The organism is Paramuribaculum intestinale, from assembly GCF_030759015.1.
In the GTDB taxonomy this organism is placed as follows: domain Bacteria; phylum Bacteroidota; class Bacteroidia; order Bacteroidales; family Muribaculaceae; genus Paramuribaculum; species Paramuribaculum intestinale.
The window spans coordinates 1432970-1450641 of sequence record NZ_CP098825.1 but is presented as its reverse complement, the minus strand read 5'-3'; the positions used below and the strand labels follow the sequence as shown (position 1 = coordinate 1450641).

The following is a 17672-nucleotide window of genomic DNA, read 5'->3' as shown; positions in this document are numbered from 1 at the left end:
TCACGGTCATGATCATAGCGGGATATCATTTCAGCGGAGTCAGCGTATGAAGCGCGAGCGCAAGTGACCGATCACTTCCGACTGTATGCGCGAACCGGCAATTTTGTTAAGTCCCATATATATAGCGCCTCCGATGAGGAGTTGCCCTACGGTGAGCAGCAGTGGCGAGCCGGTAAGCCATGTGAGCATGGAGGCGAGTGTCACCGAAATCAGTGCTGTGGCGGCATAAGGCAGCGAGTCGCTTGCAAACTGCCATGCGTTGCGTCCGGATAGTCTTGAGGCCACGACAAGAGTGACTCCCCATGTAAGGACGGAGGCTCCGATCTGTCCCCAGAGCAGAATAGCTATGCCGAGTGTGGGATCTTCGGCCGTTTCGAGGGCGATGAACGGCCATGTGAGCGCTATGGCGATGAGTGCGGCCGAGTCGCGCAGCAATTCGGTGACGACTATCAGCCGCGAGCGGCCGAGTGCCAGTATGTAGTTGTTGTAGAGGCTGCTCAATACGGTGAATATGCCTCGCAGCATCAGAAGTTGAAACAGATATATGGCCGCATCCCATTTGGAGCCGAAGCATAGATGAAACAGTGCGGTGGTCACTGTTATGGCCAGTCCGCAGCAGGGGAAAAGCAGATATGATGTGAAACGGTTCATCTTGGCTGTCGATGCTGCAAAGCGCCGTGGATCGTCTTGAAACTGCGACAGCGCGGGCAGAAACGACTGTGTGAATATTGCCGTGAGCGATGATATGCCCATGTTGCTCCATTTGTCGGCCTGGGTGTAGTAGCTCAATGGCAAGACTCCGGCTCTCATGCCTATTATAAACGCATAGATGTTTTTGAACAGGATATTGAGAAACGCTCCACCCATCATGCCCGAGCCTACTTTGAAAAAGCCTTTAAGCGATCGCAGTGATATGCGAAAGAGTGGAGTCCAGTGGCCGGTGGCCCAGAGTATGATGGATTTTACGGCGGAGAGTATCAGGGTCTGCCATACGAGCGCCCACACTCCCATCCCTTCGACAGCCATCCATATAGCGGCGACCGAACTGATGATGAGTCCGAGTGCATTGCTGACAGTGATCATTTTCACCTGCATACGCTTCATGAGCCGGTTGGTCTGCACTATGGCAGTGGCGTTGATGACAAATGCGAGCAGAGCCACCCGCGCCACCGGTATGATGCGCAGATCGTTCTGGAATATGCGTGCTATGAGCGGGGCACAGAAGTAAAGGATTATGTATATGGCGGTGGCTACAGCCATGTTGAGCCAGAACACTGAGCTGTAGTCAAGGCGGCTCACGCGTTTTTTCTGAATCAGCGCCGATGAGAAGCCGCTGTCGACAAACAGGGCTGCAAAGGCCGCGAACACCATGACGGCTCCGAGCAGGCCGAAGTCGTCCTTAGGCACTTCACGCGCGAGCACTATCCCGGTGACGGTATAGAGAGCCATCGACAACAGTTTGTCGATGGCGTTCCATTTGACAGTGCCGGCCACGCGGCGTTTCATTTCCGCCTGCTGGGCCATTTATTTGCTTTCGGTCTGATCTATCGGTGATGTCTTGACTCCTACGGAGCGGTTTTTGATCGACGGCTGTCCTTTGTAGTAGACGGTGCCGGATCCGGCTCCCATCACCGAAAGCTCCTCTTTGGGGCTGCAGCCGATAGATCCGGTGCCCCACAGGCTGCACTTGACAGAGTTGGCTGTCAGTCCGTCGGCCTGGATGTTGCCTTTGCCGGTGGTCGACAATTTGGCCTGGTCGGCCGATCCGTAGATGGTTATGGTGCCGTTGCCGGTGTCGATCGATGCGTCGACCTGATTGGCTTTCACGTTGCGTACGAGCAAGTGGCCGTTGCCGATAACCCGTGCTTTGAATTTCGGGCCGGGAGCTATGCTGACCACTCTTACAAGCGAGTCACCGGAATTTTCCACTTTTGACAGGAAATTGGAATAGACCGTCACGGTGGGCAGACCGTCGTATTTACCGTTTTCCTTTGTGGCGAGCTGTATCTCAAGTTTAGACTTTCCGGGGACGAAGTATATGGCCGATGCCAGTTCCGGCGATGTGTTGAACACGGCTTTTCCTGCCGAATCAGGATTGCAGCGGTAGTCGACATTGATGCCGTCCGTCACCTTCAGTTCGGTGAAGTCCTTTACGTCGAGCTCATAGCGTGTCGGTTCGGCCGCGTAGGCTGCAACGGCCGCTGTGGCTAAAATGATGGGGATGAGTTTGCGTTTCATATCTGTTGGGTTGTGGTGGGGTTTCGTTTGATTTCCTGTGTCGACAGCTGTTCTTCCACTTGGTTGAGTATGGCCGACAGTTCGTCGTAGGTCGATGCGCGCAGCATGGCTATGCGTGTGTCCCTGAAATTGGCTATGCCCTTGAACAGCGGCGAGGCTGCCAGATGACGGCGTATGTGGAGTATCCCGCGGTATTCGTCGATGCGTTCTATGCTCTCGGTGATCTGACGGCGCAGTATGGCGAATTTCTCGGCGTCTGTGATCATCGGCTCATCTTCGCCTGTTATAGCTGCTTTCATCGAACGGAATATCCATGGGGCGCCGATAGAGGCGCGTCCGACCATCACTCCGTCCACTCCATAGCGGTCGAATGCTTCGCGTGCTTCCTGTCCGGTAGTGATGTCGCCGTTGCCTATGAGCGGTATGGTCAGCCGGGGATTCTCTTTCACGCGGGCAATCATTTCCCAGTCGGCCCAGCCGGTGTACATCTGCGCTCTTGTGCGGCCATGCACCGTAAGCGCTTTTATGCCGCAGTCCTGCAATTGTTCGGCGAGAGTGGCTATGAGACGGTGGTCGGCATCCCACCCTGTACGGGTCTTGACCGTGACAGGAATATTGACCGCTTTGACCACTGCTGAGGTGATTTCAAGCATTTTTGGTATGTCGCGCAGCATTCCGGCTCCGGCTCCTTTTCCGGCCACTTTTTTTACCGGACATCCGAAGTTGATGTCGATCACATCGGGCTGAGCCTGTTCCACTATTCTGGCAGCCTCGACCATCGACTGCGTGTCGCGGCCGTAGATCTGTATGGCGGCCGGACGCTCAGCCGGTCTGATCTTGAGTTTGCGTGTGGTGGCGGCTATGTTGCGTATCAGCGCGTCGGCCGACACGAATTCCGTGTAAGTGAAGTCGGCTCCCTGCTCTTTGCAGATGAGTCGGAATGATTCGTCGGTCACATCCTCCATCGGAGCGAGGAGCACCGGACGCTGTCCTAATTGTATATCACCAATATTCATCAGTCACGAAGTTAATGCAATGTCGGTAAATATGCAAGTGATTAGAGTAAAAGATGCGTCGGGGGAGCAATGTTTCACGATGTTTCGCAGGCACACAGGTGTCCGTCGGCGGCTGATCAATGCAGAGTGAGAGTCGACAGTCGCTCCGGATCAATCAGTTTCAATACCTGCCTGAAGTCATCAGGTGTGATGCTCTCGATAGCTTTGCGGCAGTCGTCGGTGGTCATGACTTCGCCGCGCAAAAGGAAACTTCTTGCGGCAGACATCACGGCGTTCTCACGTTGTTCGGAAGAGATGACGGTCTGTCCCGAAAGCTGTCGTTGGGCTTGTCGGAATTTCCGCTCCGACAGGCCGTCGGAGGAAAGTCGTCCGAGTGCGCGCCGCATCACGTCTAAACAACGGGCATGATTGTCGGGATCACATCCGAAATACACGGTCAGCAGTCCGCAGTCGCTGTATAGTGCCAGTGACGATTCTACGGTGTAGACAAGTCCACGGCGTTCACGCAGTTCTACGTTGAGCAGTGAGTTCATGCCCGGGCCTCCGATTATGTTTGACAGAAGCGACAGGGCAAACCGGCTGTTGTCGTAAAGGCTTGCGGTGATGACACCGCTGAGCGTGTGGGCCTGATGACGCGACGATCCCCGATCGATAATGAATGGTGCGGCTGTGGCGGCGGGAATGGGTGTGTCAGCGCCATTGGAGCGGCGCGTGAATCGCTCGAATGCTCCGCTTACTGTGCGGATCACCTTTTCAGGACGTTCGGAGCCGGCATAGAAAACGATCGACGAATCGATGGTGAAATGGCGTTCGAGCCATTGACGGCATTTTTCAGGAGTAAAAGTGGCGAGGGTATCGCATGAACCCAGAATATTGTGAGCCAGCGGTGATCCGGCAAATATCAGTTCGTCGAAGTCGTCGTAGACGGCTTCGGATGGGGAGTCGAGATATGAATTGATCTCATCCTCCACCACAGAGCGTTCTTTGTCAAGCTGCTGTGCGGGAAACACCGAGTCGGTCACCAGGTCGGCTATCAGGCCGGCAGCCCGTCGCAGGTTGCCTTTCGGGAAAACACTGTAGACGTTGGTCTCCTCTTTAGTGGTGAAAGCGTTCAACTCTCCTCCTACAGACTCAAGGCAGTTGACTATATGACAGGCTTTCCGATGGATTGTGCCTTTGAATATGGTGTGCTCTACAAAGTGGGCCAGACCTTCTTCGCCCGGCATTTCGTCGCGACTTCCGGCTCTTACGGCCATACCGAAATACTCCACATCCCCCGCGAGGGGAATGTGGAGCAGTCGTAACCCTGTCGGCAGGGTCATATGGCTTATAGCCACGGGGTTGCGCTCACTCTTGTGGTGAGTGGTCATAGCAGTGTGGCTGTAGTGATCACTGTATGCCGCTGACGGTGGCGTTGCGGTCGATTTTTGCGACAAGACCCTGAAGCACCTTGCCCGGTCCGACCTCAACAAATTCTGTAGCTCCGTCGGCAATCATGTTCTTGACGGTCTGTGTCCAGCGCACGGGTGCGGTAAGCTGAGCCACCAGATTGGCCTTGATCTCTTCGGGATCGGTGTGGGGCTGTGCGTCGACGTTCTGATATACGGGGCATATCGGTGTGTGGATCTCTGTGCGGGCTATGGCCTCGGCCAGTTCGGCGCGGGCAGGCTCCATGCAGGGCGAGTGGAAGGCGCCTCCCACTTTGAGTTTGAGAGCACGTTTTGCACCGGCTTCGAGCAGTTTCTCGCAAGCAGCGTCGATGGCTTCTGTCTCGCCGGAGATGACGATCTGTCCGGGGCAGTTGTAGTTGGCGCACACGACGATACCGGGCACTGACTCACAGATTTCTTCTACTTTTTCATCGGGGAGAGCGAGTACGGCGGCCATTGTCGAGGGTTTGATCTCGCAGGCTTTCTGCATGGCCATGGCGCGTGCGGCCACCAGTTTCAGGCCATCCTCGAAGCTGAGCGCTCCGGCGGCGGTCAGTGCGGAGAATTCGCCGAGCGAGTGTCCGGCCACCATGTCGGGGTTGAAGTCGCTTCCCATGGTCTTGGCAAGTATTACAGAGTGGAGGAATATGGCGGGCTGTGTGACTTTGGTCTGCTTGAGGTCTTCGTCGGTGCCTTCAAACATTATGTCAGTGATGCGGAAGCCGAGTATTTCGTTGGCTTTCTCAAACATTTCGTGCGCTGTGGCATTGTTGTCGTAGAGGTCTTTGCCCATGCCGACAAACTGGGCACCCTGGCCCGGAAAAACAAATGCTTTCATAAAATAACGTTTATGTTTGTTTCTGATTGGTCGTTGTATGTCTGCAAAATTACGATAAAAAATTGAGATACGGAAAGATGCATCGTCCTTATTGCTTCTTGTCGGCCGGTTTCATGTCGGGGAGCAGTGCGGCCACGATGCCAAGCAGGGGGAGGAGTGTGCTCACGCGGAATACAAATTGTATGTCGGTCATTTCGGCAAGCCATCCGAAGAAGGCTGCTCCGATGCCGCCAAGGCCGAACGAGAGGCCGAAAAACAGTCCGGCGATGGTGCCGATATGTGCTGGCTTAAGTTCTGTAGTGAAAACGAGTATGGCCGAGAATGCCGATGAGATCACAAGGCCTACAATCACCGACAGTGCTATAGTCATGGCATATCCCGCGTAGGGCAGACACAAGGCGAAGGGCGCGGCTCCGAGGATTGAGCACCAGATGACGTATTTGCGGCCGATCTTGTCGCCGATGTACCCGCCGGCCACAATGCCGATGGCCGATGCGGCGAGAAATGCAAACAGACACAGCTGGGCGTCGCGGATCGATATGCCGAACTTGTCGATGAGGAAGAATGTGAAGTAGCTCTGCATGCTTGCCAGAAAAAACTGTTTGGAGAAGGTGAGCAACACCAGTACTGTCATGGCGCGTCTGATCTGCTTCTCTGTCAAGTGGACCGATCTGATGACTTTTGCCGCTTGCGATGCCATGCGTGTGGCCACGTATCGGCGATACCACCGGCCTATCCATGTGGTGACAATAGCTCCGAGCACGAGGGCGAGAGCAAACCATATCACGGCGCCTTTGCCGTGGGGCAAAACTATCATGGCTGCCAGTAGAGGGCCTATGGCTGTACCTCCGTTTCCTCCCACCTGAAATATCGACTGTGCGAGTCCCTTGCGGTATCCGGCGGCGTTCTGTGCCACGCGTGAGGCTTCGGGGTGGAATATTGACGATCCGATGCCCACTACCGCCACCGAGGCGATGATGAAGTGGAAACTGTCGGAAAAGGCGAGCATGACAAGTCCGGCAAGTGATATGCACATGCCGAATGTGAGGGCGAACGGGCTCGGATGACGGTCGGCATACCGGCCTACGAAGGGCTGAAGTATCGACGAGGTCATCTGAAACACAAATGTGATGATTCCTATTTGTATGAATGTCAGTCCGAAGTCGTCTTTGAGTATCGGGTAGATCGACGGAATTACCGATTGCACCGCATCATTGAGAAGATGGGCGATGCTTATGGCAAAAAGTATTGAAAATGTGGTTTCTATCGAAGTGTCAGTGCTACGCATAAATCAATAATAATGGACGACCGGTATGTCGCCGGTCGGTCTGTGTCCGGTTAAATCGCGGCAAAATTACCGATTTTTTCTGTAACTCCGGCAAAAGATGTCAGCTCAGTGTCTGTCGGCAAGAGGGCTGCTGTGTGGAATTTCAGGTATTATCCGGTGATATCAGATGCCGAACATTACAGCTCCGGAGTCCGTTGTATTTACAGACTAAACAATATGAGATTATGAAAAATACCGGAATTTTTTATGGATCTACTACCGGAACCACCCTGGAGGTGGCCGAGATGATAGCGAAGTGTCTTGGTATAAAGGAGAGCGATATCCACAATGTGGCTACGACGGCTCCGTCGGAAGTGGCAGCGTATGATCTGCTGTTGCTTGGCACGAGTACGTGGGGCGACGGCGAAATGCAAGACAATATGGATGATTTCTCTCATGGGCTTGAAGTCATGGATCTGAGCGGCAAGGAGATCGCGCTGTTCGGCTGTGGCGACGAGTCGATGAGCGATACGTTCTGCAATGCCGTCGGCGAGCTGTATTCGCGTCTGAAGGATACCGGTGCGAAATTTATCGGTGCTGACTTTGGAACCGACGGATATAGCTTTGACAGTTCGGAAGCCGACAAGGATGGCCATGCCGTGGGTCTGCTGATCGATAATGTGAATCATCCGGATCTGACTCAAGGCCGTATCGAGGATTGGTGCCGGATGGTCGCTGCACAGGAATAGTTGCAGGCTTAGACTGCAGCTATAGGCTGACTACGTGCATCCGGCAGTTTCGGCAGTCAAATTCAAGTCCGAGTCTGATGTTGCCCGACTGGAGCGTGAGCTGCTGCGGCCAGAGACGTCCTGTGGCTGTTTTCAGACATCGGTCCATTTCGCGGCGAAGGCAATAACGTGTGGTCATCAGTCGTGTCCCCGGTTTGACGTTGCCGCTTGCTTCCATTGCCGGGTCAATGGCAGTGGCTCCGTGTTGTCGGTATAATTCGTGGGCGAGGTGATTGGCCACATTGTCAGAGGGCGTAATGACTGTTGAAGGAAGCGGGCTGGCAGTCGCGGGGTCAGATGGTTGTCCGGGACGTTCGCGTTCATAAGTAACATGTCGGACTCTTTGCAGGCTGTCGACAGCCTGACGTCGGAGTTCGGTCAGTGCGGCGGCGGGAACGAATATGTCGGCGCAACGGTCGGTCACCCGCTCTATCCTGAAGTCAGTGCCTCCGGTCTTGGCGAGAATCTCGGCTCGGTGAGGCAACGGGTCGCGCTGGGCTTTCGGAAACTCTCCTTCGAGCCGTAGGGCGGTGTAATTGCCATCCTCGTCCTCTATGCGCAGTGCGATGCCGCCTGTGACGCTATATAGTTCTATCCGGGCTGAAATGGTTCGTGATGCGGTGGGACGCGTCATTATGTCGTCCCACTGTTTGTCGGTGTTGCGGTATAGTGTGGTGCCTGGTTTTATTGATGTTGGCGATGCCGGAAACAGCCTGTTGCCGTCAGCTTTGTTCAGACGGAATCCGGTGTATTGTCCGTTGGTGTCGAAATATCCGAGTCCGTCGCCGTTATGAAGTTCGGCGGTAAGATTAGCTTCTATACGGTTGCCTTGGCTTCGCACGACTTTTCCAACCGGCTGGCCGATCCATTTTGGGGTGAGCGTCGATGCCATTTGGCCTTGTGGATTATTTCCGTAGCCGAAGTAGCCGGTAAATCCGCGGTTGAAGCTCTTCTCCGGATCGGGTGTGAAAGTGAGTCGGCTGGTGCCTGACGATGATCTGCGCAGTGTGCCTTCCGAAGCGTCGACGATGCGGTTGAGAGCGTTGCTGTATGCTCCGACGACGTTTTTTACGTAGGCCTCATCTTTCAGCCGTCCTTCTATTTTGAATGACGTGGCTCCGGCTTCGATCAGTCGGTCGAGCGACGTCAGCCGGTTGAGATCGCGCAACGACAGCAGATGTCGTCGCTCGATGATTTTCTCGCCCGAGGGTCCGGTGAGATCAAACGGCAGACGGCATATCTGCGCGCATTCTCCACGGTTGGCGCTGCGTCCTTTCAGTGCCTGGCTGGCACGGCAGTCGCCGCTGTAGCTCACGCAGAGCGCGCCGTGTACAAATACTTCGACCGGTATTGTTATTGCGCCGGCAATATCGGCGATTTCGTCGAAAGTCAGTTCACGAGGAAGCACAAGACGTGTGAATCCGAGCGACTGCAGGAACTGTGCTTTGGCGGGTGTGCGGATGTCGCACTGTGTGCTCGCATGGAGGGCCATGGGCGGAAGGTCGAGGCGGGTAATGCCGAGATCCTGCACTATCAGAGCGTCTATGCCGCAGCGATACAGCTGGTGTATCATACGTTCCACTTCAGCCAGTTCGCTGTCGTAGACGATAGTATTGACGGTGGCATATATCCTTGTGTCAAATCTGTGGGCGAAGTCGGTGGCGCGTTGCAGGTCGTCGAATGAATTGGACGCGACATGACGGGCGCCATGACTGGGCGGACCGATATATACTGCGTCGGCACCATGACGGATGGCTTCGATCGCAATATCGGCGTTGCGTGCCGGTGCGAGTAGTTCGAGCTGTTTCGCTTGGTCGGATCTGGGCATTGGTCTGGCAGTATGGAATCCAATAAAGAGGGGAGCGCCCGCTTGTCATGGCCGGTGGGCGCTCCCCGTATATTGTCGTTAAGATTGTCAGAAGAGTTTTTCGGGATAGGTGCCGTCGGCATGGAGCTGTGCGAATTTCTCAACCACTCCCGGACGGTCGGCGGCATATGTCACACCGAACCATTTGCTGTCGGTGTCAAGCACCTTTACGCTTGCTTCGCCCGACTTGATCAGTGTGTCGATCGCCAGAGGGATGAAGAATTCGCTCTTGGGGGTGTTTATGTAGCGGTCAAGGAACCGGCGGAATTCGCGTTCGCTGTAATCGAAATAGTCGGGAGTGAAGCCCCAGAGATTCATTGAAACCGGTGTGGCGGGATCAAGAGTCTGCTCTGTGCCGTTTTCGTCGGTGAATACTATGCGGCCCTCCTTGTCGTAGCTGATGGCTGTGCGCTCCACGACCGATTCCAGATTTCCGTCCTTGGTCGAGCAGACGCCACGCGCCACGGAGCCGTTTTCGGTCATGGTGTTGCCGACGCGGAAACCGACCATGCAGTAGTCGCCTTTGCGGTCGCGCGGACGTGAGAGTTCTTTGGCAATGACCTCAAAAGCATTGCGGCCGTAGAAGTCGTCGGCATTGATGACTGCAAACGGCTCCTTGATAGCGTTCTTGCCCATGAGCACAGCGTGATTGGTGCCCCAGGGTTTGGTGCGATCCTCAGGACATGTGTAGCCTTCGGGCAGATCGGTGATTGACTGGAATACAACTTCCACAGGTATGTGTCCTTCGTATTTCGAAAGGATCTTTTCGCGGAAATCCTGTTCGAAATCCTTGCGTATTACAAACACAATCTTGCCGAATCCGGCGTGTATGGCATCATAGATCGAGTAGTCCATGATTGTTTCTCCGTGGGGGCCGAGGCCGTCGAGCTGCTTGAGGCCGCCATAACGGCTTCCCATGCCGGCTGCAAGAACGAATAATGTCGGTTTCATTAGCGTTTCTGTTTATTTGGTTTTGAATGAGAATTTGATAGTTTCGTCGTATTTCTCGCCAGGGCGGAGCACTGCCGACGGGAAGTCGGCATGGTTGGGTGCGTCAGGCATGTTCTGGCATTCGATGGCCACTCCGTCGTAGTCGTCATACGGGCGGCCGGCCTTGTTTGCCGGCGAGCCGGCGAGCCAGTTGCCGGTGTAGACCTGTGCGGCCGGCTGCGTGGTGCTGACTTCCAGAATGCGGCCTGACGGTTCGGACGACAATATGGCTACCGTCTTCAGTTCGCCTTTGCGTATCGGTCCGTGGGCTACCCAGCAGTTGTCATATCCTTTTCCGTAGTTGAGTGCCGGAAAATCGGTCTTTATGTCGCGGCCGATCTTTTTCGGGGTAGTGAAATCCATGGGTGTTCCGGCTACCGGAGCAAACTCGCCTGTCGGTATGAGGGTGTCGTCGGTAGGCAGATATCTGCTGCATTCGAGCTGCAGTTCGTGGTCGAGTATCGATCCTGCGTTATGGCCTTCGAGATTCCAGTAGGCGTGGTTGGTGAGATTGATAACAGTAGGAGCGTCGGTTTCGGCCTGCAGGCGCAGTGTCAGCACATTATCGTCGGTCCACGCATATGTGGCCTTTACCGTGAGATTGCCCGGATATCCTTCTTCGCCGTCGGGGCTTGTACGGTAGAATGTCACGGTGCCCTCCTGGGCATTTGCCTCTGAATCCCATATACGGTTCATGAATCCGGTAGGGCCGCCATGCAGGGCGTTCGGGCCATTGTTGATGGCCAGAGTATAGTCTTTGCCGTCGAGTGTGAAGTGGCCTTTGGCTATGCGGTTGGCGAAGCGTCCGGGGATCTTGCCTGCACAGGGTCCGTCGGCAATATAGTCGGCCGGATCAGCATATCCGATCACGACGTCGTCAAGTTTGCCGTTGCGGTCGGGTACCTCTGTTTTTACTATGCCGGCTCCGAGCGATGACAATGTGACGCTGGCTCCTGTAGCGTTGGTGAGTGTATAGAGCGTGATTTCGCCCATCGGTGATGGGGCAGTCTGTCGGGAGATTTTCATGATGTAGTAGCTTATGGTAATAATTCTGTATGCAAAGTTAATGTTTTCGTCGACTATTTTTGCTTTTTGCCGGTAGAATTTGCAGTTAGTGTCGGTATTCGGGCTAAATGCAGTGGTCAATAGCGAGGGGCAGTCACTCCCGAAGGTATGTTGACCAGACGGTCGGCAATGTCGCGGCTCACCCTGATGCCGTCGGTGGCGGCGGATTCCCACATTCTGAGGTTTGGCATAAGTTCCCACACCGGGCGAGTCTGTATGCCATGGTTGTTGGTGTATTCCAGAAAAGAGTCGCGCGCGGTACGGTCGGGGAGCAGTATGGCATTGAGCCAGTAGTTTGATCGGGTGCCCTCCGGTTCGGTCACGAATTCGATTCCGTCGATATTCTCGAAGAATCGACGGTATGCTTCGGCCGTACGTCGTTTGTCGGCGATAAAATTCGGAAGCTGTTCGAGTTGCGCGCATCCGAGGGCCGCATTAATGTTGGGCATCCTGTAATTATATCCGATCGAGTCATGGATGAATTCCCATCGGTGTGGCACTTTGGCCTGCGTGGTCAGGTGTTTTGCACGCCGTGCCATTGTTTCGTCGGAAAACAGCAGCATTCCGCCGCCTCCGGTAGTGATTGTTTTGTTGCCGTTGAAGCTCAACGCTCCTATCGGGGCGATGGTGCCGGTGTGGCGTCCGTGGTAGAGCGATCCGACGCTCTCTGCCGCGTCCTCTATGAGTTTGATGTGCCATCGCTCGCATATGTCGACCAGTCGGTCGAGCCGTGCGGGGTGTCCGAACGTGTGCATCACTACTGCTGCGCTGATACGCGCTCCGGTTGTCTTGTTGCGGCAATTACCGTTGTTGTCAACGTCGGCATTTGCTTCAAGCCATGCTTCGAGTGCGTCGGGCGACAGGCCGAGTGTTGACCGGTCGATGTCGATGAACACCGGACTCGCTCCCGTATATGCGATTGCATTACAGGTGGCTATAAACGTCAGTGGCTGTGTGATGACTTCGTCGCCGCGTTCCACATCGCTCAATATCAAGGCCATGTGGAGGGCGGCGGTGCCGTTCACTGTGACAACCGCGCCTGCAGCTCCGGTGTATCGAGCCATTTCAGATTCGAACCGATCTACAAATGCTCCGACGCTTGACACGAATGTGGTGTCGATGCATTCCTCAAGATATTTCTTTTCGTTTCCGGCGAATGTCGGCGAGTGAAGTGCTACGGTCTGTCCGTCGGCAGCGTTGTAGTTGTGACGGATAAACTGCGTTATTTCGCAGAAATCGTTATTGGTCATGTCTGTATAGCTGAACTAAGCCACAAAGTTAGTAAAAATGGGTCGTAATCGATAGCGTTTTGTCAGGATATTTTCACGGGTGTTGTTTCGTGGGAAGTGAATGGGTATTTAATATCCGGCTATAAATGAATCGGCAGAGGAATCCATGATGATGGATGCCTCTGCCGATTGTGTTGTCGTCGGGCAATCGCCGCTATGGCAGCGATCACTTTCTGATACCGAGCTCCTTCTTGGCGATGAGGGCACGATAGCGGTTGATGTCGGTCTTGATCAGATAGTCAAGAAGACGACGGCGCTTGCCGACAAGAGCCTTAAGGGCGCGTGCTGTGGTATAATCTTTGTGATTTGACTTGAGGTGCTCAGTCAAATGAGCGATACGGACCGAGAATAATGCAATCTGCGCTTCAGGCGAGCCAGTGTCAGTCTTGCTCTTACCGTATTTCTCAAAGATTTCCGCTTTTTCTTCAGAATTCAAATGCATTCTTTGGAATTTTTAGGGGTTTATGATGAAATTATATAGGTGTTGCCTTGTGCCGTTCAGGCTTTCAGGCCCACAAAGGTAGTGTTAATTTTTTAATCTGCCAAAACATTTGTGAGCTAAATCCTTCTGTCGGCGTTATTGCAGCCGTAATTGGCCACTTAATACGTGTCAGTCCATGTCCTTGTTGTCGGCCGGATTGCGGAAGTGGATTTTGTGCTCAATATATTCCTGTGTGGCAATGAGGGTGGGTTTCGGGAGTTTCTCGTAATAGCGTGAGATCTCGATCTGCTCGCGGTTTTCGGATATTTCCTCAAGGTTGTCGTTGAGCGATGCGAATTCCTGAAGTTTCTTTTCGAGGTCGTGCTTCATCTCGTCGGCGATCTGGTTGGAGCGCTTGGCGATGATGCAGACGGTTTCATAGATGTTTCCGGTTTCTTCGGAGAGATCCACGAGATCGCGTGTGACGGTGTTTAATGGAGCGTTGGTCTTCTTATAATCCATCTTGTTGTTGGCTTATATTTTGTTTGTTTCAGTTCTGAATGATTGGGAGGTCTGTGGCTTCTTACCGGTTTTATTCACCTACGTGACGGCGTGCTATTTTCAGAATGTTTTCGGCCTCCTCTTTGTTGGGGCTGTCGGGGTAGTTGTTGATAAACGAGTAATATTCGTCGATGACTTCCCTGAAGCGGTCGGCTTTTTTCTCCTCCACGCTTTGTACAGCCTCCTGATATTTGGATTTGAGTATCACCATTTCAAGATCTTCCTTGTAGCGTGAGTAAGGATATGTCTTTATGGCGTTGCGGGCGGTGATTATGGCTGATTCGTAGTTGTTGCCCATATAATTGCCGAGATTATAGTAGAGCTGTGCGTTCTGCAGTTCTTTAAGCGTCAGCTTGTCCTGCATCTCGAAAATTGCGTTCTGCGCTATGCTGACTTTGTCGGATCGCGGGAAGTAGTCGAGAAATCCCTGCAACTCTTCGATGCCTCTCATCGTGTCGCTTTGGTCGAGCTGGGGCTCCGGGGAGTCGAGATAATATCCGTATCCGCAGTAGAAGCGTGCAAGTTCGGTGTATTTTCCTCGCGGATATCGGGTGTAGTAGTTTTTGAAATATACGCTTGATGATGCGTAATCTTTGTTCTCGTAGTTGCTCAATGCAAGGAGGTAGAGCGCGTCCTCGGCTTTTTCCTGACCTCTGAACTGGTCAACAATGTCGTTGAGCACTGTCGAGGCCTGCACATATTTTTTCTGCTCGAATGCACGTTTGGCAAATTCGAGCTTGAGGTTGGGGTCGGTGCTTTTGAGCACTTTGTTATACTCTCCGCACGATGTCAGTGCTACGGCCGAGAGCAGTATTATGAGGTATTTGCGCATTATGCCTGCTTGATTTGGTAGAAATTTCGGCCACAAAGTTACATCTTTTTATCGAAAAACTATCAATGTTTTGAGTCAATTCCGTTGTAAATTGTTAACTTTGCCATGCGTTTTATTACATCCGGCAGTGGTCTTACGGCCTTCCGGCAGCTGATAATTATTGTGAAAAGTACAAGTAATTTGAAATTTAAGTGGCGTCCGGGCGCTTTCACCACCCGTTTTCTGTTTAATCTGGCTCTGATGGCTCTTGTGGCGGTCGTGTTTGTGTGGCTGTTGCTGGTGTGGCTCGACTCATGGACAGATCATGGACATTATGTGGAAGTGCCGCAGGTGAAGGGCATGACCTATGAGGTTGCCATGAGCAGTCTTGAGAGTGAAGGCTTCGAGGCTGCGTTGAGCGATTCGATATATGACGAGAAAACTCGCCCAGGCACAGTTGTGGAGCAAAATCCCAAACGTGGAACGAAAGTGAAGGCCGGGCGTACGGTGTATCTGACTATTACGGCATTCTCTCCGAAGAGTGTGAGTGTGCCGTCGCTCACCGATGTGTCGCTGCGTCAGGCTCGCTCGATACTTGAGGGACTCGGTTTCCGGAATATATATGTGGAGTATGTGCCGTCGGAATTCAAGGATCTGGTGGTGTCGGTGAAAAGCGACGGCCGCCAGCTTCAGGCTGGCAGCCGGCTGCCTGTGACTGCATCGATAGTGCTGAATGTAGGCGAAGGCGTGTCGGATGATATTGACACTACGGCGGATCCTGAAACCGAACAGTTCTGATATGGAGGATGCCGATATCGACGAGCTGGACCTGAGCGCGTCAGCAACGACTGACGGTGATGACGGACGTGAACTGTTTGAACACTTCCGGTTTGTAGCCGACAAGGGTCAGCAGTTGCTGCGTGTGGATAAGTTTCTTGTCACACGTATAGAGAAGTCGTCGCGCAACCGTATTCAGCAGGCGGCCGATGCGGGCTGCATATTGGTCAACGGGCGTGCGGTGAAGAGCAATTATCGTGTCAAGCCGCTCGATGTAGTGGCAGTGGTGATGGATCGTCCACGCTACGAGCTGGATATCATACCTGAGGATATTTCCATAAATATAGTATATGAGGATGATACTGTGCTCGTGGTAGACAAGCCGGCGGGGATGGTGGTTCATCCCGGACACGGCAATTACAGCGGCACGCTCGTCAACGCTCTGGCATGGCATTTCAAGGATAATCCCGACTATGACGCCGACGACCCTCGCATGGGACTGGTGCATCGTATCGACAAGGATACGTCGGGTCTGCTTGTCGTGGCCAAGACTCCTGACGCCAAGACAGCTCTCGGTCGTCAGTTTTTCGAGAAAACCACAAAGCGCGAATATATGGCGGTCGTATGGGGGTGCCCCTCTCCGCGTCAAGGGACGATTGTGGGCAATATCGGACGTTCGCTTTCCGACCGGTTGCGTATGGATGTTTTTCCGGAAGGCAGCGAGTATGGGCGTCATGCGGTCACGCATTATGAGGTGCTGGAGGATCTCGGTCCTGTAAGCATGGTGAAATGTGTGCTTGAAACCGGACGTACGCATCAGATTCGTGCCCACATGCGTCACATCGGTCACCCGTTGTTCAGCGATGCCCGCTATGGCGGCGATCAGATATTGCGGGGGGAGCGTACGGCTGCCTACCGTAAATTTGTTGACAACTGCGTGGCGCTGTGCCCCCGTCAGGCGCTTCATGCCCGCACTCTCGGTTTTGTGCATCCGTCTACGCGCAAAGAGATGTTTTTTACGTCGGAAGTGCCCGACGATATGCGGCAAATGATTGAAAAATGGCGTCAAAGAGCCGCGCAAGTGAATAAAAATTTGTAACTTTGACTCCCGAATGTTGCCGCATCGGCTTGCGGCCTGATAATGATGTTATGGACAATCTACACGATTTCAAAGCGATAGCCCCCTTCGACGATTCGCAGTTTGGCGAAAAGATGTCACTCCTTGTCAAGGAACCAGGTTTTGAACACGCAGTAAGGTATGTGATGCCCGAAGTGGATTTCTCCGAATTTGTCAAGCAATTACTGGCGATACCCGACAAGGCTACTTTTCAGTCAAAGATAATGTGGCCTTTCCTTGAGATGCTTGCCAGAAAGACCACAGCCGGAATTAGTGTCGGAGGAATATGCAATGTGGATTCCGAGAAGTCGTTTACGTTTATATCCAATCACCGCGATATCGTGCTCGACGCCTCTTTTCTGAATCTTTGTTTTCTGCGTGCCGGACTGCCGACATCGGAAGTGGCGATTGGCGACAATCTGCTCATATATGACTGGATCACAGATCTGGTGAAGCTGAACAAGAGTTTCGTAGTGCGTCGCAATCTGAAACTCACAAAGGCTCTTGAAGCCGCCAAGGAGCTGTCGGCATATATGCATCATGCTATCACCGACAAGCATGAGAGCATTTGGATAGCCCAGCGCGAGGGACGTGCAAAGGATTCGAATGATCTCACCCAGGAGAGTCTGGTCAAGATGATGGCTTTGGGCGGTAGCGGATCTCTACTTGAGAATATAGCCGAACTCAATCTTGTGCCGGTATCGATATCATACGAATATGATCCCAACGACGGCCTGAAGGCACGTGAGTTTTTGATGAAGCGCAATGATCCTGACTTCAAGAAGTCGCCGCACGACGATTTGTTGAGCATGGAAACAGGTATGTTGCAATTCAAGGGACGGGTGCATTTCGAAATCGGAAAGTGCATTTCTGACGAAGTGCGTGCCATACCGGCCGATGTCGACAGAGTTGAAGCTGTCCGTCGCATCTGTTCGATAATAGACCATTCGATACACGGCGGATACAAGATATATCCGATCAACTATGTGGCCGCCGATCTGCTCGACGGTGGAGCGTTGTATGTCGAGAAGTATAGCGAAGCTGATGTGGCGGATCTGGAGGCTCATATCAAGGACAAAGTTGATGCTGCCGGCATCGCGGGTATGTCGGATGACGACCGCGAATATATGCGTAGGATGATTTTGACAATGTATGCCAATCCGCTGAAAAACAAGCTGGCCGTCGCCGACTGATTGT

At 53.3% G+C, this 17672-nt stretch carries 17 protein-coding genes; 4 read left to right on the top strand and 13 right to left on the bottom strand.

The window, feature by feature from the left end; genetic code table 11:
- Nucleotides 1-39: 39 nt before the first annotated feature.
- The 6 genes from NF347_RS06490 to NF347_RS06465 form a co-directional block, all read right to left on the bottom strand.
- Entirely contained in the window at nucleotides 40-1524 is a 1485-nt protein-coding gene (locus NF347_RS06490; protein ID WP_107036286.1) for a lipopolysaccharide biosynthesis protein, read from the bottom strand.
- Nucleotides 1525-2238, bottom strand: coding sequence for a GIN domain-containing protein (locus NF347_RS06485; protein WP_107036285.1), 714 nt, complete (start codon nucleotides 2236-2238; stop codon nucleotides 1525-1527).
- Entirely contained in the window at nucleotides 2235-3254 is a 1020-nt protein-coding gene (gene dusB / locus NF347_RS06480) for a tRNA dihydrouridine synthase DusB (RefSeq protein ID WP_107036284.1), read from the bottom strand. The genes NF347_RS06485 and dusB overlap by 4 nt, the downstream gene beginning before the upstream one ends.
- A 116-nt stretch (nucleotides 3255-3370) precedes the next feature.
- Nucleotides 3371-4624, bottom strand: a complete 1254-nt coding sequence (locus NF347_RS06475) for a M16 family metallopeptidase (protein ID WP_107036283.1) — start codon at nucleotides 4622-4624, stop codon at nucleotides 3371-3373.
- Nucleotides 4625-4643: 19 nt separating this feature from the next.
- Nucleotides 4644-5522, bottom strand: a complete 879-nt coding sequence (fabD, locus tag NF347_RS06470; protein ID WP_107036282.1) for an ACP S-malonyltransferase — start codon at nucleotides 5520-5522, stop codon at nucleotides 4644-4646.
- A gap of 88 nt (nucleotides 5523-5610) precedes the next feature.
- Nucleotides 5611-6810 carry an MFS transporter gene (locus NF347_RS06465; RefSeq protein WP_107681381.1) on the bottom strand — a complete coding sequence of 400 codons (1200 nt, stop codon included), beginning with the start codon at nucleotides 6808-6810 and terminating at the stop codon, nucleotides 5611-5613.
- A 224-nt stretch (nucleotides 6811-7034) separates the two neighbouring features.
- Here NF347_RS06465 and NF347_RS06460 point away from each other — a divergent pair, with 224 nt between their 5' ends.
- Entirely contained in the window at nucleotides 7035-7538 is a 504-nt protein-coding gene (locus NF347_RS06460; protein WP_107036280.1) for a flavodoxin, read from the top strand.
- A 19-nt stretch (nucleotides 7539-7557) separates the two neighbouring features.
- Here the strand turns inward: NF347_RS06460 and NF347_RS06455 are convergent, their stop codons facing one another.
- The 7 genes from NF347_RS06455 to NF347_RS06425 form a co-directional block, all read right to left on the bottom strand.
- Complete coding sequence (locus NF347_RS06455; RefSeq protein ID WP_107036279.1) at nucleotides 7558-9405, bottom strand: peptidase U32 family protein; 1848 nt, start codon at nucleotides 9403-9405, stop codon at nucleotides 7558-7560.
- An 87-nt stretch (nucleotides 9406-9492) separates the two neighbouring features.
- Entirely contained in the window at nucleotides 9493-10395 is a 903-nt protein-coding gene (locus NF347_RS06450; RefSeq protein WP_107036278.1) for a glycosyltransferase family protein, read from the bottom strand.
- Nucleotides 10396-10407: 12 nt separating this feature from the next.
- Complete coding sequence (locus NF347_RS06445; protein ID WP_107036277.1) at nucleotides 10408-11460, bottom strand: aldose epimerase family protein; 1053 nt, start codon at nucleotides 11458-11460, stop codon at nucleotides 10408-10410.
- A 116-nt stretch (nucleotides 11461-11576) separates the two neighbouring features.
- Nucleotides 11577-12749 (bottom strand): LegC family aminotransferase, encoded by a 1173-nt coding sequence (locus tag NF347_RS06440; RefSeq protein ID WP_107036276.1) that lies wholly within the window; start codon nucleotides 12747-12749, stop codon nucleotides 11577-11579.
- A 205-nt stretch (nucleotides 12750-12954) separates the two neighbouring features.
- The gene (rpsO, locus tag NF347_RS06435) at nucleotides 12955-13230 is read right to left on the bottom strand and encodes a 30S ribosomal protein S15 (RefSeq protein WP_107036275.1); all 276 of its coding nucleotides are present in this window, start codon (nucleotides 13228-13230) and stop codon (nucleotides 12955-12957) included.
- A gap of 168 nt (nucleotides 13231-13398) precedes the next feature.
- Nucleotides 13399-13731, bottom strand: a complete 333-nt coding sequence (locus NF347_RS06430) for a DNA-directed RNA polymerase subunit omega (RefSeq protein WP_107036274.1) — start codon at nucleotides 13729-13731, stop codon at nucleotides 13399-13401.
- Nucleotides 13732-13801: 70 nt separating this feature from the next.
- Entirely contained in the window at nucleotides 13802-14602 is an 801-nt protein-coding gene (locus tag NF347_RS06425; RefSeq protein ID WP_107036273.1) for an outer membrane protein assembly factor BamD, read from the bottom strand.
- Between the two features lie 180 nt (nucleotides 14603-14782).
- Here NF347_RS06425 and NF347_RS06420 point away from each other — a divergent pair, with 180 nt between their 5' ends.
- The 3 genes from NF347_RS06420 to NF347_RS06410 are packed head-to-tail and all read left to right on the top strand — an operon-like array spanning nucleotide 14783 to nucleotide 17668.
- Nucleotides 14783-15379 (top strand): PASTA domain-containing protein, encoded by a 597-nt coding sequence (locus NF347_RS06420; RefSeq protein WP_161553829.1) that lies wholly within the window; start codon nucleotides 14783-14785, stop codon nucleotides 15377-15379.
- 1 nt (nucleotide 15380) lies between these two features.
- Nucleotides 15381-16457 (top strand): RluA family pseudouridine synthase, encoded by a 1077-nt coding sequence (locus NF347_RS06415; RefSeq protein ID WP_290190918.1) that lies wholly within the window; start codon nucleotides 15381-15383, stop codon nucleotides 16455-16457.
- Nucleotides 16458-16507: 50 nt separating this feature from the next.
- On the top strand, nucleotides 16508-17668 hold the full coding sequence (locus NF347_RS06410) for an acyltransferase (RefSeq protein ID WP_107036270.1): 1161 nt from the start codon (nucleotides 16508-16510) through the stop codon (nucleotides 17666-17668).
- Nucleotides 17669-17672 lie beyond the last annotated feature (4 nt).